Below are 21,930 nucleotides of genomic sequence, written 5' to 3'. Positions count from 1 at the left end.
CTGGTGCGTGGGGTGGGGGATGCCGCGGTCCTTCGCGGGATGACACCAGCGTATGGAGAGCGCTAACTATTCGTAAGTACCCACTTCAAAGTAAGGTACTGGTATGGAAGTAAGCGTCAAAGCCCCCATGTGCCCGTCGCGCGGGATCCTGGAGCACGTCACCAGCCGCTGGGGCGTATTGGTCCTCGCCGCCCTGGTGGAGCGCCCGTACCGGTTCAGCGAGCTGCGCCGCGAGGTGGGCGGGGTCAGCGAGAAGATGCTGGCCCAGACCCTCCGGACGCTGGAGCGCGACGGCTTCCTGCTCCGCCACGCGCACCCGGTGATCCCGCCGCACGTGGACTACTCCCTGACGGAACTGGGCCGCGAGGCCGCCGAGCAGGTGTGGGCCCTGGCCCGCTGGACGGAACGCCGCACCGGCGAGGTGCAGCGGGCCCGCGAGGCGTACGACGGAGCCCGGACCCCGTAGCGGGGTCCGGGCTCGCCCGTGCCGGGGCCGGCGCCTCAGCCGATCACGGTCCAGGTGTCGGAGCCGGCCAGCAGGGTCGCCAGGTCGCCCTTGCCGCGCTGGTCGACGGCCGTGTCGAGCTGGTCGGCCATGAGGGTGTCGTAGACGGGCCGGGTCACGCTCCGGAAGACGCCGATGGGCGTCTGGTGGAGGGTGTCGGGGTCGGCGAGGCGGGAGAGCGCGAAGGCGGTCGTGGGAGTGGCCGCGTGGGCGTCGTGGACCAGGATCCGGTTCTCGTTGGCCGCGGTGACCTCGACGACTTCGAGGTCGCCGGTGCGCTCGTCGCGGACGACCGCCTTGTTGCCGTCGGCGCCGAAGCGGATGGGCCGGCCGTGTTCGAGGCGGATGACGGCCTCGCGGGCCTGTTCCTGGTCCTTGAGGGCGTCGAAGGCGCCGTCGTTGAAGATGTTGCAGTTCTGGTAGATCTCGACGAGGGCGGTGCCGGGGTGGTCGGCTGCCTGCCGCAGGACCTCGGTGAGGTGTTTGCGGTCGGAGTCCAGGGTGCGGGCGACGAAGGAGGCCTCGGCTCCCAGGGCGAGGGAGACGGGGTTGAAGGGGGCGTCGAGGGAGCCCATCGGCGTGGACTTGGTGATCTTGCCGAGTTCGGAGGTGGGGGAGTACTGGCCCTTGGTGAGGCCGTAGATCCGGTTGTTGAAAAGCAGGATCTTGAGGTTGACGTTGCGGCGCAGGGCGTGGATGAGGTGGTTGCCGCCGATGGAGAGGGCGTCGCCGTCGCCGGTGACGACCCAGACGGACAGGTCGCGGCGGGAGGTCGCCAGGCCGGTGGCGATGGCGGGGGCGCGGCCGTGGATGGAGTGCATCCCGTAGGTGTTCATGTAGTACGGGAAGCGGGAGGAGCAGCCGATGCCGGAGACGAAGACGATGTTCTCCTTGGCGAGGCCGAGCTCGGGCATGAAGCCCTGGACGGCGGCCAGGACCGCGTAGTCCCCGCAGCCCGGACACCAGCGGACCTCCTGGTCCGACTTGAAGTCCTTCATCGACTGCTTGGCCTCGGCCTTGGGGACCAGGGAGAGCAGGGTGGGCGCCTCAGTCATTGATGGCCTCCTCGAGAACCTTCGCGAGCTGCTCCGCCTTGAAGGGCATTCCGTTGACCTGGTTGTACGACTGGGCGTCGACCAGGTACTTCGCCCGGATCAGGGTGGCCAGCTGCCCGAGGTTCATCTCCGGCACCACCACCTTGTCGTAGCGCTTCAGGACCTCTCCGAGATTCCTCGGGAAGGGGTTGAGATGGCGCAGGTGGGCCTGCGCGACGGGGGCGCCGGCGGCGCGCAGCCGGCGGACGGCGGCGGTGACGGGGCCGTAGGTGGAGCCCCAGCCCAGGACGAGGGTGCGGGCGCCGTCCGGGTCGTCGACCTCCAGGTCGGGCACCACGATGCCGTCGATCTTCGCCTGGCGGGTGCGGACCATGAAGTCGTGGTTGGCCGGGTCGTAGCTGATGTTGCCCGTGCCGTCCTGCTTCTCGATCCCGCCGATCCGGTGCTCCAGCCCCGGCGTGCCCGGGACCGCCCAGGGGCGGGCCAGCGTCTGCGGGTCCCGCTTGTACGGCCAGAACACCTCGGTGCCGTCCGCGAGGGTGTGGTTGGCCGCCGTCGCGAACCGGACCCTCAGGTCGGGAAGGTCGGCCACGTCCGGGATCCGCCACGGCTCGGAGCCGTTGGCGAGGTAGCCGTCGGAGAGCAGGAAGACCGGCGTCCGGTACGTCAGCGCGATCCGCGCCGCGTCCAGCGCCGCGTCGAAGCAGTCCGCCGGGGTGCGCGGGGCGACGATGGGGACGGGGGCCTCGCCGTTGCGGCCGTACATCGCCTGGAGGAGGTCCGCCTGCTCGGTCTTGGTCGGCAGCCCGGTCGACGGGCCGCCGCGCTGGATGTCCACGACCAGCAGCGGCAGCTCCAGGGAGACGGCGAGCCCGATGGTCTCGGACTTCAGCGCCACGCCGGGCCCGGAGGTCGTCGTCACGCCGAGCGCGCCGCCGAAGGCCGCGCCGAGGGCGGCGCCGATGCCGGCGATCTCGTCCTCGGCCTGGAAGGTCCGTACGCCGAAGTTCTTGTGCCGGCTCAGCTCGTGCAGGATGTCGGAGGCCGGGGTGATCGGGTAGGAGCCGAGGTAGAGCGGCAGATCGGCCTGCCGGGCCGCCGCGATCAGGCCGTAGGAGAGCGCCAGGTTCCCGGAGATGTTGCGGTAGGTGCCGGTCGGGAAGGCCTGGGTGGCCGGGGCGACCTCGTAGGAGACGGCGAAGTCCTCGGTGGTCTCGCCGAAGTTCCACCCGGCGCGGAAGGCGACGATGTTCGCCTCCGCGATGTCGGGCTTCTTCGCGAACTTCTGCCGCAGGAAGTTCTCGGTGCCCTCGGTCGGCCGGTGGTACATCCAGCTCAGCAGCCCCAGCGCGAACATGTTCTTGCTGCGCTCGGCCTCCTTGCGGGAGAGCCCGAAGTCCTTGAGGGCCTCCACCGTCAGGGTGGTCAGCGGTACCGGGTGGATGTTGTACGCGGAGAGGGAGCCGTCCTCCAGCGGGGAGGTCTCGTAGCCGACCTTGGCCATGGGGCGCTTGGTGAACTCGTCGGTGTTGACGATGATCTCCGCGCCGCGCGGCACGTCCGCGATGTTGGCCTTCAGGGCCGCCGGATTCATCGCGACCAGCACGTTCGGCGCGTCGCCCGGGGTGAGGATGTCGTGGTCCGCGAAATGCAGCTGGAACGACGACACACCCGGCAGGGTCCCGGCGGGGGCCCGGATCTCGGCGGGGAAGTTCGGCAGCGTCGAGAGGTCGTTGCCGAAGGACGCCGTCTCCGAGGTGAAACGGTCACCCGTCAGCTGCATACCGTCACCCGAGTCACCCGCGAAGCGGATGATCACCCGGTCGACGCGGCGGATCTCCTTGCCGGCTCCATGGGGCGCAGCCGCGGTGCGCTGCTCCCCGATGGACCCGCCGGCCCCGTCGGCCTGCTCGGCCGGGCTACTGACCTGGCTGGTCACTGAACTGGACCTCCTTCGAGGCGGGGCGCTCGTTCCCAGGACCAACCCTACGTCCGTGAGGTCGTCAGGCCCTGGGGTCGCCCGCATTCTGGACCGCCCCTCAAGGGGCGGTCTGTCCGACAGACGTCGTGCACAACTCGAAATCTTCCAAATCACCCGGCGGTCGCCGTGGCGCACCGGAACGGCGCACCCTTCCTGACGCATTGTCAGTTAATCAAGACCTCAGATAGGTGAGGACCGCCAGTACACGCCGGTGATCCCCGTCACTCGGGGACAGACCCAGCTTCATGAAGATATTGCTGACGTGCTTCTCGACCGCCCCGTCACTGACCACGAGCTGCTTGGCCACAGCGGAATTCGTGCGTCCTTCAGCCATCAGGCCCAGCACCTCGCGCTCGCGCGGGGTCAGACCGGCGAGGACGTCCTGCTTGCGGCTGCGTCCGAGCAGCTGCGCCACGACCTCGGGGTCCAGCGCCGTCCCACCCCGCGCGACGCGGACGACGGCGTCGAGGAACTCCCGCACTTCGGCTACCCGGTCCTTCAGCAGATAGCCCACCCCGGTGCTGGAACCGGCCAGCAGTTCGGTGGCGTACTGCTCCTCCACGTACTGCGACAGCACCAGCACGCCGATGCCGGGGTAGTCCCGGCGCAGCCGCACGGCGGCCCGTACGCCCTCGTCGGTGTGCGTCGGCGGCATCCGCACGTCGGCCACCACCACGTCGGGCAGCGCCCCCTCGGCCGCGAGGTCCGCCACCGTCTTGATCAGGGCTTCCGCGTCCCCGACGCCGGCCACGACGTCATGCCCCCGGTCGGTCAGCAGCCGGGTCAGGCCCTCACGGAGCAGCACTGAATCCTCGGCGATGACGACCCGCACCCTGTCTTCCACGTTCTCGCAGCTCCCGCGTCCACTCGTCGACCCACTTGGCAGAGCCAAGCATCCCAGCCGAACGGGCACCGGGGGGCGGATCCCAGCCAAGGCCGGAAGACATGACCGAATCAAGCCCGGCGGACGCGTATGGGGGACGGGCTGGGGCCCTAAGGGGGTCGGATCCGGCCCATCTCAGCCCCGCCGGCGTTTGAGGCGCGGGGGTCTGGGGGCGAGCCCCCAGAAGCGGGTCCGGGCGGAGCCCGGGGAACGGAGGAAGGGCGGGTAGGGGACCGGCCCCGCGCAGAGGCCCACCCACCCGCACCGGCCCCGCACCCGCCCCACCCCCACGGGCTACGCGCGGGAGCGCCACGGCAGCTCCGCCGTGACCACCGTCCCCTCCCCCTCGGGAGAATCCACCACGAACACCCCGTCCACCGCATCCAGCCGCTCCGCGAGCCCCGCCAGCCCACTCCCGCCGGAGGCATCCGCTCCGCCCCGCCCGTCGTCCGCGACGCGCAGCAGCAGCCGGTTCCCGGACCGCCACACCTCGACGCTCGCGCCCCGCGCCGTCGCCCCGGCGTGCTTGCTGACGTTCTGCAGCAGCTCCGACACGGTGAAGTACGCGATCCCCTCGATCGCCTCGGCCGGCCGCTCCGTCAGATCCACCTCCACCCGCACCGGCACCGCGCACCGCGACGCCACCGACGACAGCGCCGCGTCCAGCCCCCGGTCGGTCAGCACCGCCGGGTGGATCCCGCGCGCGAGGTCCCGCAGCTCCCGGAGGGCGATCTTCACCTCGCCGTGCGCCTCGTCCACCATCCGGGCCGCGGCCTGCGGATCCTCGGCCAGCTTCTCCTTCGCCAGGCCCAGGTCCATGGCCAGCGCCACCAGCCGGGCCTGCGCCCCGTCGTGCAGGTCGCGTTCGATGCGCCGCAGGTCGGCGGCCGCCGTGTCCACGACCGCTCCGCGGTCGGACTCCAGCTCCATGACCCGGTCGTCCAGCCGGGACCGGCCGAGCAGCCCGCTGACCAGCACCCGGTCGGCGGTGGTCAGCGCCCGCAGCACCCACGGGGTGGTCAGCGTCAGGCCCAGCCCGATGACGAACGCGCCGATGATCGTCGCGGGGGAGTCCAGGTAGAAGGCGTAGTCGTCGTTCTGGAGGACCGGCAAGCCCGGCAGGTCGGTGAAGGCCGGGAAGGTCCAGAACCACAGGGGGTACAGCAGCAGGCTCCAGCCGGTGGTCCACAGCACGAGCGCCGTCGAGAAGGCGAACACCGCCCAGGGCAGGTGCACCACGGAGTACAGCACGTGGCGCCAGGCACTGCCGCTCTTGAGCAGCGCCCCGAGCCGGGCCACCGCCCCGCCCTTCGCGGCCCGGACCGGCGCCGGATCGGCGAGCGGCACGCGCAGCATCCCGCGCACCCGGGCCCGCTCCACCCGCCCGAAGCCCCGGCACATGGCCAGCACCCCGGCCAGCACCGGCACCCCGACGAACGTCACGAGCAGCCCGGCGCCGATGGACACCCCGGTGACGGCGAGCGAGAAGTACAGGGTGCTGAGCGGCAGGCCCACCAGCAGGTACGCGAACTCGCGCCAGGTCTGCGCCGCCACCGGAGCCCGCAGCACCGCCCGGCCGATGCCCTTGCCGTTGCCCATGATCCCGCCCGCCCTTCAGCTCATCCCTTGACCCCTCAACCCTGCCGCCGCCCCCTCTGCCCGAACCATGCGGCAGGTCACCGTCTCCGCGGGGGGATAACCCCACCCCTCCAGCCCGCCGGCGTTTGAGGCGCGGGTCCGGGCAGAGCCCGGGGAACGGAGGAAGGGCGGGTAGGGGACCCGGCCCCGCGCAGCGGCCCCGCACCCCCACCCGCCCCGGACCCGGCAGGGCTACCCGCGGGAGCGCCACGGCAGCTCCGCCGTGACCACCGTCCCCTCCCCCTCGGGGGAGTGCACCGCGAACACCCCGTCCACCGCCCGCAGCCGCTCCGCGAGCCCCGCCAGCCCACTCCCCCCGGAGGCCCCCGCTCCGCCCCGCCCGTCGTCCGCGACCCGCAACAGCAGCCGGTTCCCCGACCGCCACACCTCGACACTCGCGCCCCGCGCCGTCGCCCCGGCGTGCTTGCTGACGTTCTGCAGCAGCTCCGACACGGTGAAGTACGCGATCCCCTCGATCGCCTCGGCCGGCCGCTCCGCGAGGTCCACGTGCACCTTCACCGGCACCAGGCACCGCGAGGCCACCGACGACAGCGCCGCGTCCAGCCCCCGGTCGGTCAGCACCGCCGGGTGGATGCCCCGCGCGAGGTCCCGCAGCTCCTGGAGCGCCAGCTTCACCTCGCCGTGCGCCTCGTCGACCATCGCCGCCGCGCCCTCCGGGTCCTCCAGCAGCTTCTCCTTCGCCAGACCGAGCCCCATGGCCAGCGCCACCAGCCGGGCCTGCGCCCCGTCGTGCAGGTCGCGTTCGATGCGCCGCAGGTCGGCGGCCGCCGTGTCCACGACGACCCCGCGCCCCGACTCCAGCTCCGCGATGCGCCGCTCCAGCTCGTCGGAGGGCGACAGCAGGCCCCGTACGGCCGCGCGGTCCACGTTGGTCAGGCCGCGCACCACGTACGGCAGTACCGGCCAGAGCACGAACAGGCCGGTCAGCGCGATACTGAAGGTCAGCACTCCCCACGGCAGCCGGACCAGCTCGTACAGCACGGTCCGCCAGCCCACCGGGTCCTTGACCCCGGCCCACAGCCAGGCGAAGAACCCGCCGGCCCGCCCCGGTATCGGCAGCGGGGTCGGCTCGTCCACCCGTACACCGAGCAGGGCCCGCGCCCGGACGCGTTCGAGTTTTCCGAGCTGCCGGGACCCGAGCAGACCGCAGGCGAGCAGCGGCAGTCCGATCGCGGTCACGGACAGACCGCCCGCCGTCGCAACCATGAAAACCGTGTAAACAAATCCGATCAACGCCACCGGCAGGTTGGTCAGCAGGTAGGCGATCTCCTTCCACGTGGCCGCGTCGAAAGCGGGGCGTACGGGAGGGGGAGCGGAAGCTTGATCGTTCGCGGTCATGCGGCTCAGCCTGCCAATTCCGCCCCGCCGACGCCATGGGGCAGCCAGGCGGCAGTGAACGGGGGGTAACCCCACCCCGTGCGGCCCAGGCCCTAGACTCCCTGCCGTACCAGATCAACCTGATCGTCGACAGTGGCCGAGGAGCGAGGAACGGACGTGCCCGACCCAACGGTATCGACAGCAACCGTGATCGCAGCGGACTACTTCCGGAGCTATTCGGTCGTCGGCCTGCTCGCTGTCGTCGGCGTGCTCTTCGTCGCCGTGGCCTTCGGCGCCGGCCGCCTGCTGCGGCCCGTGGTCCCGACCCCCGAGAAGCTCCTGACGTACGAGTGCGGTGTGGACCCGGTGGGCGAGGGCTGGGCGCACACCCAGGTCCGCTACTACGTCTACGCGTTCCTGTACGTCATCTTCGCCGTCGACTCGATCTTCCTCTTCCCGTGGGCGACGGTGTTCGCCGCCGCCGGTTACGGCGCCACGACCCTGGTCGAGATGTTCGTCTTCCTCGGGTTCCTGGCCGTCGGCCTGCTCTACGCGTACAAGAAGGGCGTCCTCGAATGGACGTGACACCGGCCGTCACCCCGGAGCCCCAGCCCCAGCTGCTCCCGGAGCCGAAGAGGCTGGGAGTGCTCTCCCGCCTCGCCCCGGAGCCCATGAAGGTGGTCCTGAACTGGGGCCGCCGCTACAGCCTGTGGGTCTTCAACTTCGGCCTCGCCTGCTGCGCGATCGAGTTCATCGCCGCGTCGATGGCCCGGCACGACTTCATCCGCCTGGGTGTCATCCCGTTCGCGCCGGGCCCGCGCCAGGCCGACCTGATGATCGTCTCGGGCACGGTGACGGACAAGATGGCCCCGGCCGTCAAGCGCCTGTACGAGCAGATGCCCGAGCCGAAGTACGTCATCTCCTTCGGCGCCTGCTCCAACTGCGGCGGCCCGTACTGGGACTCGTACTCCGTCACCAAGGGCGTGGACCAGATCATTCCGGTCGACGTCTACGTGCCGGGCTGCCCGCCCCGCCCAGAGGCCCTCCTCCAGGGCATCCTCAAGCTCCAGGAGAAGATCGCCCGAGAGTCCCTCGCGGACCGCTACGCGGCATCGCCCTCCGTCGCCCAGCTCACCAGCGGCCTCGTCGCGGCGCCGCCCGCCCCGGGGGCCGGCGCGTGAACCTCTACGACTCCCTCCCCGAAGCGGCCGGCACGGTCTTCGGCGCCGAGGCCGTGGCCTCGTCCGCGTACGAGCTCCTCACCGTCGACGTCCCCGTCGGCTCCTGGATCTCCGCGCTGGAGATCGCCCGCGACAAGCTGGGCTGCACCTACTTCGACTGGCTGAGCGCGGTCGACGAGCCCGGTACGGGCTTCCGCGTCTGCGCGCACGTCGTCTCCCTGGAGAACCACCGGGTACGCCGCCTGCTGCTGCGCACGACCGTCCCGCACTCGGCGCCCTCGCTGCCGTCCGCCGTCGCCGTGTACGCGGGCGCGGCCTGGCACGAGCGGGAGACCTTCGAGATGTTCGGGGTCACCTTCACGGACCACCCCAACCTCGTGCACCTGCTCCTCCCCGAGAACTTCGAGGGGCACCCGCTGCGCAAGGACTTCGTCCTGGCGGCGCGCGTCGCCAAGGCGTGGCCCGGCGCCAAGGAGCCGGGCGAGGCCCACGACCCGGACGCGCCCAAGCGCCGGCAGATGCTCCCGCCCGGCGTGCCGGACCCCAACGACTGGGGCCCGCTCAAGGGCCAGCTGCCCCCCGCCCCCGCCCGGCCGGCCCGCACCCCGCGCGCCGCCGGCGCCGGCCCGGCGCGCACCCCGCGCGAGGGCGCCCCGGTGCGCCGCACCCGCTCGGTGACGGAGGGCTCCGCCACCCAGACCACCCCCCCGGCCCCCGAAACCACCCCGGACCCGGCCCGCCCGCCCCGCCGCACCCGCTCGGTAGCGGACGGCTCCGCCAGCCAGACCACCCCGGAGCCCCCGTCCCCCGACGCCCCGCGCCCCGCCCGCCCGGCACCGGACGGCTCCGCGAGCCAAGCCGCCCCGGACGCCCCGCGCCCCGCCCGGCGCACCCGCTCGGCATCGGACGGCTCGGCGAGCCAGGCGGCCCCGGAGCCTCCGGCCCCCGACGCCGTCCAGGCCCCGGACACGGCCCGCCCGCCCCGGCGCAGCCGTTCCGCGGCGGACGGCTCCGCGAGCCAGGCGGCCGCTCCGGCGGAGCCGGGGGGCCCGGGCACCCCGGCCGGCCAGGCACCCGCGCCGGAGCCGGAGGCCCCCAGGCGCCCGGCACCGCGCAGCGCCGACGCGCCCTGGCACAACCCGAAGCCCGCCTTCGAGGAGCCCCCGGCCCCCGAAGCCAAGCCCCAGCCCGACACCGACACCGAAACCGACACCACCGGAGGCGACGCGTGAACGACGTCCTCGACGTCGCCCTGCGACTGATCGTCGTCTTCGCCGTCTTCCTCGTGCTCCCGCTCGTCATCGGGCAGACCGAGCACAAGGTGATGGCGCACATGCAGGGCCGCCTCGGCCCCATGTACGCCGGCGGCTTCCACGGCTGGGCCCAGCTCGTCGCCGACGGCGTGAAGTTCGCGCAGAAGGAGGACATCGTCCCGGCCAACGCCGACCGGCGGATCTTCCAGCTCGCCCCCGCCGTCGCGCTGCTGCCGTACCTCCTCGTCCTGATCGCCATCCCCATCGGCCCGGGCGACAGCTGGATCGGCCAGGTCATCGACGCCGGCCTCTTCTACGCGCTCGCCGTCATGGGCGTCGGCGTGCTCGGCAGCCTCATGGGCGGCTGGGCCTCCGCGAACAAGTTCTCCCTGCTCGGCGGCCTGCGCACCGCGGCCCAGCTGCTCGCCTACGAGCTGCCCATGCTGCTCGCCGCCGCCTCCGTCGCCATGGCCGCCGGGACCGTGTCCCTGCCCGGCATCGTCGGCGCCTTCGAGTGGTGGTGGCTGCCCTGGCAGATCATCGGCGCGGTCGTCTTCTTCACCGCCGGCCTCGCCGAACTCCAGCGGCCCCCGTTCGACATGCCCGTCGCCGACTCCGAGATCATCTTCGGCGCGTACACCGAGTACACCGGCCTGCGCTTCGCGCTGTTCCTGCTCGCCGAGTACGCCGGCATCGTCGTCCTGTGCGGCCTCACCACCGTCCTCTTCCTCGGCGGCTGGCACGGCCCCTTCGGCGGTGACGGCCTCGGCTGGTTCTGGACCCTCCTCAAGACCGCCGTCCTCGCCTTCCTCGTCATCTGGCTCCGGGTGAGCTACCCCCGCCTGCGCGAGGACCAGCTCCAGAAGCTCGCCTGGACCGTACTCATCCCGCTCGCGCTCGCCCAGATCGCGCTCACCGGCATCGTGAAGGTGGCGATCCAGTAATGGCCCCGATTCCCGGATCCGGCCTCGCCAAGGGCCTGGCCGTCACCCTGCGCACGATGACCAAGCGCGCGCACACCGCCCAGTACCCCGAGGTGCAGCCCGAGCTCCCGCCCCGCAGCCGCGGCGTCATCGGCCTGTTCGAGGAGAACTGCACGGTCTGCATGCTGTGCGCCCGCGAGTGCCCCGACTGGTGCATCTACATCGACTCCCACAAGGAGACGGTGCCCGCCGCCACCCCCGGCGGCCGCGAGCGCAGCCGCAACGTCCTCGACCGCTTCGCCATCGACTTCTCCCTCTGCATGTACTGCGGCATCTGCATCGAGGTGTGCCCCTTCGACGCCCTCTTCTGGTCGCCGGAGTTCGAGTACGCGGAGACCGACATCCACGAGCTCACCCACGAGCGCGACAAGCTGCGCGAGTGGATGTGGACCGTGCCCGCCCCGCCCGCCCTCGATCCCGGGGCCGAGGAGCCCAAGGAGATCGCGGCCGCCCGCAAGGCGGTGGAGAAGGCCGAAGCCGCCGCCGCCGCGGCGGCGGCCGCGGCCCAGGCCGAAGCGGCCCCGCCCGCCGACGGCACCCCCGCCGACGGAACCCCCGACACCCCGGCGGGAGGCACCGCCTGATGTACCCCGCCCACCTCGCAGCCGCCGCGGCCGCGGGCGTTCCCGCGCCCGGCCCCGGCTTCCTCTCGCCGACCGGCGTCGAGATCGCCTTCCTCCTCGTCGGCCTCGCCACCCTCGGCGCGGCCGTCATCACGGTCACCACCAAGCAGCTCGTGCACGCCGCCCTCTGGCTGGTCGTCGCGCTCGGCGGGATCGCCGTCGAGTACCTGCTGCTGACCGCCGAGTTCATCGCCTGGGTCCAGGTCCTGATCTACCTCGGCTCCGTGGTCGTCCTCCTCCTCTTCGGGCTGATGCTCACCAAGGCGCCCATCGGCCGCTCCCCGGACGCCGACTCCGGCAACCGGCTGGTCGCGCTCGGCGTCGCCGGCGCCGCCGGGGCCGCGCTCGTCTGGGTGGTCGCCGACGCCTTCCGCACGACCTGGATCGACCTCGACGGTCCCGCCCAGGGCTCCACCAAGGTCTCCGGCGAGATCCTCTTCCAGCACTGGGTGCTGCCCTTCGAGGCGCTCTCCGTGCTCCTCCTCGCCGCCCTGATCGGCGCCATGGTGCTCTCCCGCCGCACCACCCCCGCCGAGGACGCCGCCGACGCGGCCGACGCCGCCGCCCGCGCGGGCACCCGGAAGGGGCAGAGCTGATGCACCTCGCCTACCCCGCGGTCCTCGCGGCCCTGCTCTTCGCCACCGGCCTCTACGGCGTGCTCGCCCGCCGCAACGCCATCCTGGTCCTGATGTCCGTCGAGCTGATGCTCAACGCCGTCAACCTCAACCTGGTGGCCTTCGACGTCTGGCTGCGCGACACCCTGCACGCCGGCCAGGCCCTCACCCTCTTCACCATCGCCATCGCCGCCGCCGAGATCGGCATCGGCCTCGCCATCGTGCTGATGGTCTACCGCAACCGCGGCACCTCGGACGTCGACAAGCTGCGCGACACCGCCGAGGGCCACGAGCCCGGCCGGCCCGATGACACCGCCGCCACCACTGCCCGGCCGGAGGTCGCCGCGTGAGCACCACGACCCTCGCGGTCCTCGTCCCCGTCCTCCCCTTCCTCGGCGCCCTCGCCGGCCTGCTCCTCGGCCGCACCGCCCCCGGCTTCGTCAGGCCGCTCGCCGTCCTGCCGACGCTGGCCGCCGCCGTCCTGGCCGTCCTCGTCGCCGTCCGCCAAGGCGGCGGCCCGGCCATCGACACCGCGACCGAGCTGACCCCGACCGGCTCCGTGCCGATCGACCTGTCGCTCCACCTGGACGGCTTCGCCGTACTGGTCGCCGTCCTCGTCGGCGTCGTCGCCACCTGCGTCCAGCTCTACTCGACGGCCTACCTGCGCGAGGACCCGCGCTACCCGTCCTACGCGGCCCTCGTCTCCCTGTTCACCTCCGCCATGCTGCTCGTCGTCTACTCCGGCGACCTGATGGTGCTGCTGGTCGGCTGGGAGATCATGGGCATCTGCTCGTACTTCCTCGTCGGCCACTACTGGGAGACCGAAGCAGCCCGCTCCGCCTCCCTGAAGGCCTTCCTCGTCACCAAGCTCGGCGACGTCCCCTTCCTCATCGGACTGTTCGCGCTCGCCGCCGACGCCGGCTCCTTCCGGATCACCAAGATCCTCGGCACCGTCGCCGCGGGCGGACTCGACCACCCGACGCTCATCGCGCTGCTCCTGCTCGCCGGCGTCGCCGGCAAGTCCGCGCAGTTCCCGCTGCACACCTGGCTGCCCGACGCCATGGCCGGCCCCACCCCGGTCTCCGCGCTCATCCACGCCGCGACGATGGTCGCCGCCGGCGTCTACTTCATCGCCCGCCTGCTGCCGGTCTTCACGGCCTCCCGGGCCGTGCTCGTGGTCATGGCCGTCATGGCCGCCGTCACGATGGTCGGCTCAGGCCTCGCCGCCCTCGCCCAGGACGACATCAAGCGCGTCCTCGCCTACTCCACCATCGGCCAGCTCGGCTACATGATCGGCGCCCTCGCCGTCGGCGACCGCGGCGCCGCCGTCTTCCACCTCCTGTCCCACGGCGCCTTCAAGGCGCTCCTCTTCCTCGGCGCGGGCGTCATCATCCACGCCGCCGGAACGAACTCCCTGGCCGCCATGTCCCGCATGGACGGCCTGGCCAAGCGCATCCCCGACGCCTTCTGGACGATGACGGTCGCGCTGCTCGCGCTCGCCGCCATCCCGCCCTTCGCCGGCTTCTTCTCCAAGGAAGCCGTCCTCGTCGCCGCCGAGCACGCCGCCGGCGGACACTCCGCCCTCGTGCCCGGCGCGGCCGGCTGGATCGTCCTCGCCGCCGGAGTACTGACCGCCCTGCTCACCGCCGCCTACGCCACCCGGCTGTGGCTGATGGCCTTCCGGGGCCGCGGCGGCGCCGCTCCCGACCACGGCAGGGAACCCGTCGCCATGACCGGCGTGCTCTGGCTGCTGGCCGTCCCCTCGACCGCCTTCGGCCTCGCCGCCGGCCCCCTCGCCGAATGGTTCGACGGCGAGGAGCTCACCCCTTCCGTGACCACCTCGGTCCTCGGCACCGGCGCCGCGCTCATCGGCATCGTGCTCACCTACGGCCTCTGGCAGCGGGCCACCGCCCGCGCCGCCGCCGGGATCCCGGGCGCAGCCGCCGTACCCGCGTCCGTCGCCGCCGCCGAATCCGCCGCCGAGACCCCCGAGGTGGCCGAGGTGACCCACGACCACCCCGCCGTCCCGGCCGCCCCCGCGGCCGACCCCGGCCGGGCCCTCCTCGGCCCGCTGCACCGCCACGCCGCCGCCGGCTTCCACCTCGACGCCGTCTACGACCGGCTCTTCGTCCGCCCCACCCGGGCGGCCGCGGGCCTGGTCCGCTTCCTGGACCGCGAGGTCGTCGACACGTACGTCCGCGGCGCGGGCGCCGGCCCCCGGCTGCTCGGCAGCCTCGTACGCCGCGCCCAGACCGGCAACGTACAGAGCTACCTGAGCGCCCTGCTCGCCGGCGCCGTGGTCCTGGCCATCGCCACCGCCGTCCTCGCCAACGTCAACGCCGGATCGTGAGCCGAGAGTCAGCCGTGATCGATATCAGCCCGTCCGTGATGCAGTTCCTTCTGGCGTTCACCGTGGCCGCACCGCTCCTCGGCGCCGTCGCGGCCCTCCTGCCGGCCCCGCCCGGCCTCAAGGGCAGGAGCCCCGAACAGGCCGTGCTCCGCCACGGCGTCACCGTCACCGGAGTCGTCCTCGCCGCGGCCGTCGCCCTCACCCTGGGCTTCGACCACGACGCCCCGTCCCGCTTCCAGGCGACGACGGACATCAGCTGGATCCCGGCGCTGAACATCCGGATCCACCTCGGCATCGACGGCATCTCGCTCCCCCTCCTCCTGATGACCGCGCTGCTGTTCTTCCTCTGCGCGGTGTACAGCTACTTCAAGCTCCCCGAAGGCCCCTCCCCGAAGGCCTTCGTGGCACTGCTGCTCGTCCTCGAGGCCGGCACCCTGGCGACCTTCGCCGTCCTCGACCTGATGCTGTTCTTCCTCGCCTTCGAGACGGTCCTCATCCCGATGTACTTCCTCATCGCCCGCTGGGGCGGTGCTCAGCGGCAGGCCGCCGCCTGGAAGTTCATCCTCTACACCCTCCTCGGCTCCGTGGTCATGCTCCTCGGACTACTGCTGATCGGCCTGAACAGCGGCACTTTCGACATGGTGGCACTCGCCTCTGACAACGGGCGCGGACTGAGCCACACCACCCAGCTCCTGGCCGTCCTCGCCATCGGCATCGGCCTCGCCGTGAAGACCCCGATGTGGCCGCTGCACTCCTGGCTGCCCGACGCCCACACCGCCGCCCCCACCGTGGGCTCCGTGCTCCTCGCCGGCGTCATGCTGAAGATGGGCACCTACGGGTTCGTCCGCATCCTGCTGCCCGTCACCCCCGACGGCATGCACACCCTCGCCCCCTACCTGGGCGCCTTCGCCGCCGTCGGCATCGTCTACGGATCACTCGCCTGCCTCGCGCTGACCCGCAGGAACGGCAAGGGCGACCTCAAGCGCCTCATCGCGTACTCCTCCGTCGGCCACATGGGCTTCGTCCTCCTCGGCATCGCCTCCATGACCCCCACCGGGGTCAACGGCGCGCTCTTCGCCAACATCGCCCACGGCCTCATCACCGGCCTCCTCTTCTTCCTCGTGGGCGCCCTCAAGGACCGCTACGGCAGCAGCGACCTCGACACCCTCGCCGGAGCCACCGGCGGCGCCCTCTACGGCCGCGCCCCCCGCCTCGGCGCCCTCCTGGCCTTCGCCGCCGTCGCCTCCCTCGGCCTGCCCGGCCTCGCCGGCTTCTGGGGCGAGATGCTGGCCCTCTTCGGCGCCTTCGACCCGGCCGAGGGACTCTCCCGTCCCGCCTTCCTCACCTACATGGCCGTCGGCGCGTTCGGCACCCTCCTCACCGCCGCCTACCTGCTGATCGTCGTACGGCGCGTCTGCATGGGCGACCCGAAGGCCGGCCCCGAGATCACCGTCGCCGACGTCCGGCACTACGAGTTCGCCGCCTGGACCCCGCTCGTCGCCCTCACCGTCCTCGCCGGCCTCTGGCCGGCGGTCCTCCTCGGCCTCACCGACCCGGCCGTACAGAAGCTCCTCGCAGGAGGCAACGCATGACGGCCGCCACGGTCCTCGCCGCCGACACCCCCAGCCTCGTCCAGTCCGTCGACTGGCTCGCGATCGCGCCCGTGGTCATCACCGCCGCCGTCGCCGTGCTCGTCCTGGTCGCGGACCTGTTCGTGTCCGAGGCCCGCAAGCCGGTCCTCGGCTGGATCTCCGTGGCCGCCCTGGCCGCCGCGACCGCCTCCCTGCTCCCGCTGCGCGCCGGCGACCGCTCCACCTTCTGCCTCACCGGCGACCCGGCCGCCTGCAGCTACACCGCCGACCACTTCGCGCTCGTCGTGCAGTTCCTGGTGCTGGCCGGAGCCCTGGTCACCGCCCTGCTGTCGGTCACGGCCGTCCGTGACGCGCGCACCCCGGCCGGCGAGTACTGGTTCCTGCTGCTGTCCTCCGCCGCCGGCGCCGCCCTGCTGCCCGCCTCCCGCGACCTCGCCACCCTGATCGTCGCCCTCGAAGTGGCCTCGCTGCCCGCCTTCGCCCTCGTCGGCATGCGCCGCGGCGACCGGCTCTCCTCCGAGGCCGCCCTCAAGTTCTTCCTGTCCTCCGTCACCGCCACCGCCGTCTCCCTGATGGGCGTCAGCTTCGTCTACGCCGCCACCGGCTCCCTGCACCTGTCGCAGGTCGCGGGACGGCTCGAAGGGGTACCCGGGCAGCTCGACACCCTCGCCATGGCGGGTGTCGCGCTCACCCTCGTCGGCTTCGCCTTCAAGACCGCGGCCGTCCCCTTCCACTTCTGGGTCCCCGACACCTACGTCGGCGCCCCCCTGCCCGTCGCCGGCTACCTCTCGGTGATCGGCAAGGCCGTCGGCTTCACCGGCCTCATCCTCGTCACGGTGATCGCCTTCCCCGCGTACTCCGACGTCTGGGGCCCGGCCCTGGCCGTCCTCGCCGCGCTCACCATGACCCTCGGCAACGCCGCCGCCCTGCGCCAGTCCGCCGACCGGGCGCATAGCGCCGTACGCCTCCTCGCCTGGTCCTCCGTCGGCCAGGCCGGCTACCTCCTGATCCCGATCGCCGCGGCCGCGTACACCGACCGCGACCAGATCGGCTCCACCGTCGCCTACGCGCTCATGTACGCGGCCGTGAACCTCGGCGCCTTCGCCGTGGCCGCCCTCGTGGCCCGTACGAAGCCGCAGCACCGGATCAGCGACTACCGCGGCCTGTACGCGCAGCGCCCCGCCGCCGCCCTGGCGATGGCCTTCTTCCTGCTCTGCCTCGCCGGACTGCCGCCGGGCGTCATCGGCCTCTTCGCCAAGGTCGCCGTCTTCCGCTCGGCCGTGGACGCGGGCCTCGGCTGGCTGGCCGTGCTCATGGCCGTCAACGTCGTCGTCGCCCTGTACTACTACCTGCGCTGGACCGCCCTCCTGTTCCGCACCCCGCAGCCGGGGACCGGGGCGGCCGCGGACGCGTCCGCCCCCACCGGGGCGCCCTGGCCCGTCGCGGCCGCCATCGCCCTCACCGCCGTGACCGCCCTCGTCCTCTCGGGCGCCCCGCAGCTCGTCCTGCGCTTCGCCGAGGGCAGCCTCTTCCCCCTGTAGCCCGTCCGGCCGTGCCCCCACGGCAGCTCCCGCCGCGGGACTCACCCGTACGGCGCAACCCCCGCCGCCGCCCCCCGGCCCGTGCCACCGGGGCGGCGGCCGCGCCGTGCCCCGGGAACCAGACGCCGCCACCTCGCGTTGACCAGGAAGGGAGGGTCCACTGGACCGAAGACCCTCAGATCCACGACGGGGCTCCCCTGCCGCACCACTTGGAGGGCGTACCGTGCACCGCCGGCACAACGGGCTGAAGACCGCCGTACTCCTCGGCGGGATGTCCGCACTCATCATCGTCATCGGAAGCTTCTTCGGACGGGGCGGCCTGATAGTCGCCGTCCTCGTCGCCCTGGGGACGAACGCCTACGCGTACTGGAACAGCGACAAGCTGGCTCTACGCGCGATGCGCGCCCGCCCCGTGAGCGAGTTCGAGGCCCCCGAGCTCTACCGCATGGTGCGCGAGCTCTCCACTTCCGCGCGCCAGCCCATGCCCCGGCTCTACATCTCCCCGACCGAGGCGCCCAACGCCTTCGCGACGGGCCGCAACCCGCGCAACGCCGCCGTCTGCTGCACCGAGGGCATCCTGCGCATCCTCGACGAGCGCGAACTGCGCGGGGTCATCGGGCACGAGCTGAGCCACGTCTACAACCGCGACATCCTCATCTCGTCCGTCGCCGGAGCCCTCGCCTCCGTGATCATGTTCCTGGTGAACTTCGCCTGGCTGATCCCCGTGGGCCGCTCCGACGACGACGAGGGACCCGGCATCTTCGGCATGCTGCTGATCATGATCCTCGGCCCGCTGGCCGCGTCCGTGATCCAGCTCGCCATCAGCCGCTCGCGCGAATACGAGGCCGACGCCTCCGGCGCCCAGCTCACCGGAGACCCGCTCGCCCTGGCCGGCGCCCTGCGCAAGCTCGACGCCGGCACCAAGCAGCTCCCGCTGCCCCCCGAGCCCCGCCTGGAGACGGCGAGCCACATGATGATCGCCAACCCCTTCCGGCCCGGCCAGGGGCTCTCCAGGATGTTCTCGACCCACCCGCCGATGGCCGAGCGCATCGCCCGGCTCGAACAGATGGCAGGACACAGCCGGTGAAAACCATCCTCAACATCATTTGGCTCGTGCTCAGCGGGATCTGGCTCTTCCTCGGCTACTGCGTCGCCGGCCTGATCCTCTGCATCACCATCATCGGCATCCCCTTCGGGATAGCCGCCTTCCGCATAGCCGTCTACGCCCTCTGGCCCTTCGGCTACACCACGGTCGAACGCCACGACGCGGGCGCACCGTCCTGCGTCGGCAACGTCCTGTGGCTGCTCCTGGCCGGCTGGTGGCTGGCCCTCGGCCACATCGTCACCGGCCTCGCCCTCTGCGTCACGATCATCGGCATCCCCTTCGGCCTCGCCAACTTCAAGATGGTCCCCCTTTCCCTCCTTCCCCTGGGCCGCGAGATCGTCCCCACGGACGCCCCCTTCGCCTCCCGGTGACGGCCGGCACCCGCTTCGCCCTGTGGGGCGAGGACGACGACCACGAGGACGAACAGCTCTGGGCGCTGTGCGAGGACGCCGAGAACCTCTTCGCCGACCCGCCGGAGCCGGTGCGGCGGCGGTACGAGCTGCGCGGCTTCACCGCGGAGCACGAGATGCCGGCCGCGCTCGGATTCCTCGTGGTGAAACCGCTCCACGAGGACGGCGCACCCACACGTGAGTGGTACCTGGAGCTCGCCCGCGTGCTCACCACCCGCGCCCGCGGCGCATCGCGGCAGGACGTCACCGTCGAGGCCGTCCGCTCCGATCACCAGCCACCCCACCCGGCGGGTTCTGCTGCCGCCGTGGGCTTCAGCCTGTCGGACCATGAGGACCGGCTCCTGGGCCACTTCCAGGAGCTCGCCGAGGCGACGGCCGTTGAAGAGCCTCCACCGCATGTGGTGCGCCTCCTCGGCTGCGAGGTGCGGGGACCGCTGCTGGACGTGCTGGAGGGCCGGCAGGGCCGGCCGCTCGGGTACCGGCACCTGGACGCGCTGGACGCGTCGGGCGGGCTCCTCGCAGGGGCCGGACACCCGCACGTCGTCGACTGGCAGCCCTCGGCACGTGGGCCGGGCCTGTACGACCTGACCGTCCACATGGAGCCGCAGCCGCCCGTCGTCGCCGACATCTGGCCGCTGTGGCGCGAAGGCCGTCCGGCCGTCCCCAACCTGTGGGCGCCCTTCGACGGCACCGGCCGTGAGCTGTGGCTGGACCCGGCCCTGGCGCACATGGAGGGCCCGGACCGGCCCGCCGGAGGCACCTACCGCCTCGACGGGCGGTTCGTCACCGACACGGAGGGCTTCTTCTGCGCCCTCGGCGAGGCGGTCAACGGCCCGGGAGGCTACTTCGGCCGCTGCCTGAACGGCGTCGCGGACGCGCTGTGCGGAGGCTTCGGAGCCAGGCGCCCCTTCACGCTCGTCTGGCACGACCACGAGGTGGCCCGCCGCAGCCTCGGCCTCCAGCCGCTCGTCTGGCACCCGGCCACCTTCCACGACCTCCTCGCCTTCCTGGAAGAAGAGGGCGTCGAGGTCGTCCTCGCCTGAGTTGTCCACAGGCCCGGGCGGCTGTCAGCGGGGTGCGTCACCATGAACACATGAACGAAACCGAGCAGTTGCTGAAGCAAGTCACCGACCGGGTACGGGACTCCGCGCGCGGGCGCGGCAAGCCCCTCCCCGCACCCCTGCGGGACGACGAGACCGAACGGGCCGAACGGGCCCTGGGCTTCGCCCTGCCGCCCCTCCTCGCCGCGCTCTACACGCGCGTCGGCGACGGCGGATTCGGCCCCGAATACGGCCTGCTGCCCCTGCGTCAGGTCATAGCGGAGTACGAGGCCGGCCGCGCGTCCGACTGGGGCTGGCCAGAGGGCGTCCTGCCGATAGCCGACCTGGGCTGCGCCATGTCCGCCTGCGTGGACTGCCGCTCCGAGACCGCCCGGATCCTGCTCTTCGAGCCGAACCCCGGGGATCGCGAACTCGCTTGGTACCACAAGTCCCCGAGCCTGGCCGACTGGCTGCGCGACTGGCTCGACGGAACCGGCTGGTTCCGCGACGAAGAGGAATGGGACGAGGACGAGATGGACCTGTCCCCCTGGGCGGAGTTCAGCTCCCGGTGCGCGGCCTGAGCGCACCCCGCCGCACCGCGTAGACCAGCGCGCCCACCGCCAGCACCCCGGCCCCCGACACCGCCGACGCGAGGGGCAGCGCACACGCCAGCACCACACAGCCGGACAGCCCCACCGCTGCCACGGCCCGGTCCTTGACAGCTGAACCGAGCGTCCACGCGGAAGCGTTCGCGATCGCGTAGTAGACCAGCACTCCGAACGAGGAGAACCCGATCGCGCCCCGCAGATCGGCGGTGGCCGCGAGCACCGCCACGACCGCACCCACCGCGAGCTCCGCGTGGTGCGGCACCTGATGCCGGGGATGTACGGCCGCCAGCGCGCGCGGCAGATGGCCGTCCCGGGCCATCGCCAGGACCGTGCGCGACACCCCGAGCACGAGGGCCAGCAGAGAGCCCAGCGCCGCCAGCGCCGCGCCCGCCCGGACCACGGGGGACAGTCCGGGCCACCCGGCCGCCCGCACCGCGTCGGCCAGCGGGGCGGCCGACGCCGCCAGCCCGTCACTGCCGAGCACCGAGAGGGCCGCCACCGTCACGGCGGCGTACACCAGCAGCGCGATCCCCAGCGCGAGCGGCACCGCGCGCGGGATCGTGCGCTCCGGATCACGCACCTCCTCGCCCAGGGTTGTGATCCGGGCGTAGCCCGCGAAGGCGAAGAACAGCAGCCCCGCCCCCTGCAACAGCCCGGCCGCATCCCACTCCCCGCCGGTCAGCGCCCCCGGATCCGCCGCACCGGAGGTCAGGCACGCCACGACGACCCCGGCCAGCACCGCCAGTACCGCCGCCACGATCAGCCGGGCGATCCGGGCCGACTTCTGCACCCCGCCGTAGCCCGCGGCGGTCAGCGCCACCACCGCCGCGACGGCCACCGCGTGCTGCCGCCCCGGCCACACGTACGCCCCGACGGTCAGCGCCATCGCCGCGCAGGAGGCCGTCTTGCCGACCACGAAACCCCAGCCGGCCAGGTACCCCCAGAACGGGCCGAGCCGCTCGCGGCCGTAGACGTAGGTCCCGCCGGAGGCCGGATAGCGGGCGGCCAGCCGGGCCGAGGACCAGGCGTTGCAGTACGCCACCAGGGCCGCCACCGAGAGGGCCGCGAGCAGCCCGCCGCCCGCCGCCCGCGCCGCCGGGGCGAGGGCGGCGAAGATCCCCGCGCCGACCATCGCGCCGAGCCCGACCACGACGGCGTCGGAAACCCCCAGGCTGCGCTTCAGCTCGTTGCTCACGGGCGGAGGCTACCCGGGCCGGACGGCGGCCCGGA

Annotated in this window: 21 protein-coding genes; 15 read left to right on the top strand and 6 right to left on the bottom strand. The window is 72.6% G+C overall.

Features of this window, described 5'->3' with window-relative positions:
- Window positions 1-103: 103 nt before the first annotated feature.
- Window positions 104-466: a winged helix-turn-helix transcriptional regulator gene (locus tag ABD973_RS13060; RefSeq protein WP_125595302.1), complete on the top strand. Its 363-nt coding sequence runs from the start codon at window positions 104-106 to the stop codon at window positions 464-466.
- 35 nt (window positions 467-501) lie between these two features.
- On the opposite strand, the gene ABD973_RS13055 is transcribed toward ABD973_RS13060, so the two are convergent.
- From ABD973_RS13055 to ABD973_RS13035, 5 genes are all read right to left on the bottom strand, one after another.
- Window positions 502-1,560, bottom strand: coding sequence for a 2-oxoacid:ferredoxin oxidoreductase subunit beta (locus ABD973_RS13055; RefSeq protein ID WP_345500144.1), 1,059 nt, complete (start codon window positions 1,558-1,560; stop codon window positions 502-504).
- Window positions 1,553-3,499, bottom strand: coding sequence for a 2-oxoacid:acceptor oxidoreductase subunit alpha (locus tag ABD973_RS13050; protein ID WP_125822094.1), 1,947 nt, complete (start codon window positions 3,497-3,499; stop codon window positions 1,553-1,555). The genes ABD973_RS13055 and ABD973_RS13050 overlap by 8 nt, the downstream gene beginning before the upstream one ends.
- A gap of 214 nt (window positions 3,500-3,713) precedes the next feature.
- On the bottom strand, window positions 3,714-4,373 hold the full coding sequence (locus tag ABD973_RS13045) for a response regulator transcription factor (RefSeq protein ID WP_125595319.1): 660 nt from the start codon (window positions 4,371-4,373) through the stop codon (window positions 3,714-3,716).
- Between the two features lie 345 nt (window positions 4,374-4,718).
- Window positions 4,719-6,023 carry a sensor histidine kinase gene (locus ABD973_RS13040; protein WP_345500143.1) on the bottom strand — a complete coding sequence of 435 codons (1,305 nt, stop codon included), beginning with the start codon at window positions 6,021-6,023 and terminating at the stop codon, window positions 4,719-4,721.
- Between the two features lie 231 nt (window positions 6,024-6,254).
- Window positions 6,255-7,421, bottom strand: a complete 1,167-nt coding sequence (locus ABD973_RS13035) for a sensor histidine kinase (RefSeq protein ID WP_125822096.1) — start codon at window positions 7,419-7,421, stop codon at window positions 6,255-6,257.
- 156 nt (window positions 7,422-7,577) lie between these two features.
- Here ABD973_RS13035 and ABD973_RS13030 point away from each other — a divergent pair, with 156 nt between their 5' ends.
- The 14 genes from ABD973_RS13030 (at window position 7,578) to ABD973_RS12965 (ending at window position 20,673) form a co-directional block, all read left to right on the top strand.
- The gene (locus ABD973_RS13030; protein WP_125605284.1) at window positions 7,578-7,985 is read left to right on the top strand and encodes an NADH-quinone oxidoreductase subunit A; all 408 of its coding nucleotides are present in this window, start codon (window positions 7,578-7,580) and stop codon (window positions 7,983-7,985) included.
- A complete protein-coding gene (locus tag ABD973_RS13025) occupies window positions 7,976-8,581 on the top strand; it encodes an NADH-quinone oxidoreductase subunit B (RefSeq protein WP_125605286.1) in 606 nt (201 codons plus the stop codon). The genes ABD973_RS13030 and ABD973_RS13025 overlap by 10 nt, the downstream gene beginning before the upstream one ends.
- A complete protein-coding gene (locus ABD973_RS13020) occupies window positions 8,578-9,813 on the top strand; it encodes an NADH-quinone oxidoreductase subunit C (protein ID WP_125822098.1) in 1,236 nt (411 codons plus the stop codon). Before ABD973_RS13025 ends, ABD973_RS13020 begins: the two co-directional genes overlap by 4 nt.
- Window positions 9,810-10,778: a complex I subunit 1/NuoH family protein gene (locus ABD973_RS13015; RefSeq protein ID WP_345500142.1), complete on the top strand. Its 969-nt coding sequence runs from the start codon at window positions 9,810-9,812 to the stop codon at window positions 10,776-10,778. The genes ABD973_RS13020 and ABD973_RS13015 overlap by 4 nt, the downstream gene beginning before the upstream one ends.
- A complete protein-coding gene (locus ABD973_RS13010) occupies window positions 10,778-11,401 on the top strand; it encodes a NuoI/complex I 23 kDa subunit family protein (RefSeq protein WP_345500141.1) in 624 nt (207 codons plus the stop codon). The genes ABD973_RS13015 and ABD973_RS13010 overlap by 1 nt, the downstream gene beginning before the upstream one ends.
- Window positions 11,401-12,036: an NADH-quinone oxidoreductase subunit J family protein gene (locus ABD973_RS13005; RefSeq protein ID WP_125822100.1), complete on the top strand. Its 636-nt coding sequence runs from the start codon at window positions 11,401-11,403 to the stop codon at window positions 12,034-12,036. The genes ABD973_RS13010 and ABD973_RS13005 overlap by 1 nt, the downstream gene beginning before the upstream one ends.
- Complete coding sequence (gene nuoK, locus ABD973_RS13000; RefSeq protein WP_125598590.1) at window positions 12,036-12,404, top strand: NADH-quinone oxidoreductase subunit NuoK; 369 nt, start codon at window positions 12,036-12,038, stop codon at window positions 12,402-12,404. Before ABD973_RS13005 ends, nuoK begins: the two co-directional genes overlap by 1 nt.
- On the top strand, window positions 12,401-14,404 hold the full coding sequence (locus ABD973_RS12995; protein WP_125822101.1) for an NADH-quinone oxidoreductase subunit 5 family protein: 2,004 nt from the start codon (window positions 12,401-12,403) through the stop codon (window positions 14,402-14,404). Before nuoK ends, ABD973_RS12995 begins: the two co-directional genes overlap by 4 nt.
- Window positions 14,405-14,442: 38 nt before the next feature.
- Window positions 14,443-15,996, top strand: a complete 1,554-nt coding sequence (locus tag ABD973_RS12990; protein ID WP_125824121.1) for a complex I subunit 4 family protein — start codon at window positions 14,443-14,445, stop codon at window positions 15,994-15,996.
- Window positions 15,993-17,537, top strand: coding sequence for an NADH-quinone oxidoreductase subunit N (locus tag ABD973_RS12985; protein WP_345500140.1), 1,545 nt, complete (start codon window positions 15,993-15,995; stop codon window positions 17,535-17,537). Before ABD973_RS12990 ends, ABD973_RS12985 begins: the two co-directional genes overlap by 4 nt.
- A 223-nt stretch (window positions 17,538-17,760) precedes the next feature.
- Complete coding sequence (htpX, locus tag ABD973_RS12980) at window positions 17,761-18,624, top strand: zinc metalloprotease HtpX (RefSeq protein WP_125598598.1); 864 nt, start codon at window positions 17,761-17,763, stop codon at window positions 18,622-18,624.
- Entirely contained in the window at window positions 18,621-19,013 is a 393-nt protein-coding gene (locus ABD973_RS12975; protein WP_125598601.1) for a YccF domain-containing protein, read from the top strand. Before htpX ends, ABD973_RS12975 begins: the two co-directional genes overlap by 4 nt.
- Entirely contained in the window at window positions 19,010-20,095 is a 1,086-nt protein-coding gene (locus tag ABD973_RS12970) for a barstar family protein (RefSeq protein WP_345500139.1), read from the top strand. Before ABD973_RS12975 ends, ABD973_RS12970 begins: the two co-directional genes overlap by 4 nt.
- Window positions 20,096-20,145: 50 nt before the next feature.
- Window positions 20,146-20,673 (top strand): SMI1/KNR4 family protein, encoded by a 528-nt coding sequence (locus tag ABD973_RS12965; protein WP_164720933.1) that lies wholly within the window; start codon window positions 20,146-20,148, stop codon window positions 20,671-20,673.
- Here ABD973_RS12965 and ABD973_RS12960 read toward each other — a convergent pair.
- Complete coding sequence (locus ABD973_RS12960; protein ID WP_125822105.1) at window positions 20,651-21,895, bottom strand: APC family permease; 1,245 nt, start codon at window positions 21,893-21,895, stop codon at window positions 20,651-20,653. The two genes, ABD973_RS12965 and ABD973_RS12960, sit on opposite strands and share 23 nt — an antisense overlap.
- Window positions 21,896-21,930 lie beyond the last annotated feature (35 nt).

Origin of the sequence: Streptomyces racemochromogenes (assembly GCF_039535215.1) — a bacterium.
In the GTDB taxonomy this organism is placed as follows: domain Bacteria; phylum Actinomycetota; class Actinomycetes; order Streptomycetales; family Streptomycetaceae; genus Streptomyces; species Streptomyces racemochromogenes.
Note: the sequence above shows the minus strand (reverse complement) of the source record. Positions and strands in the feature narration are given on the sequence as shown.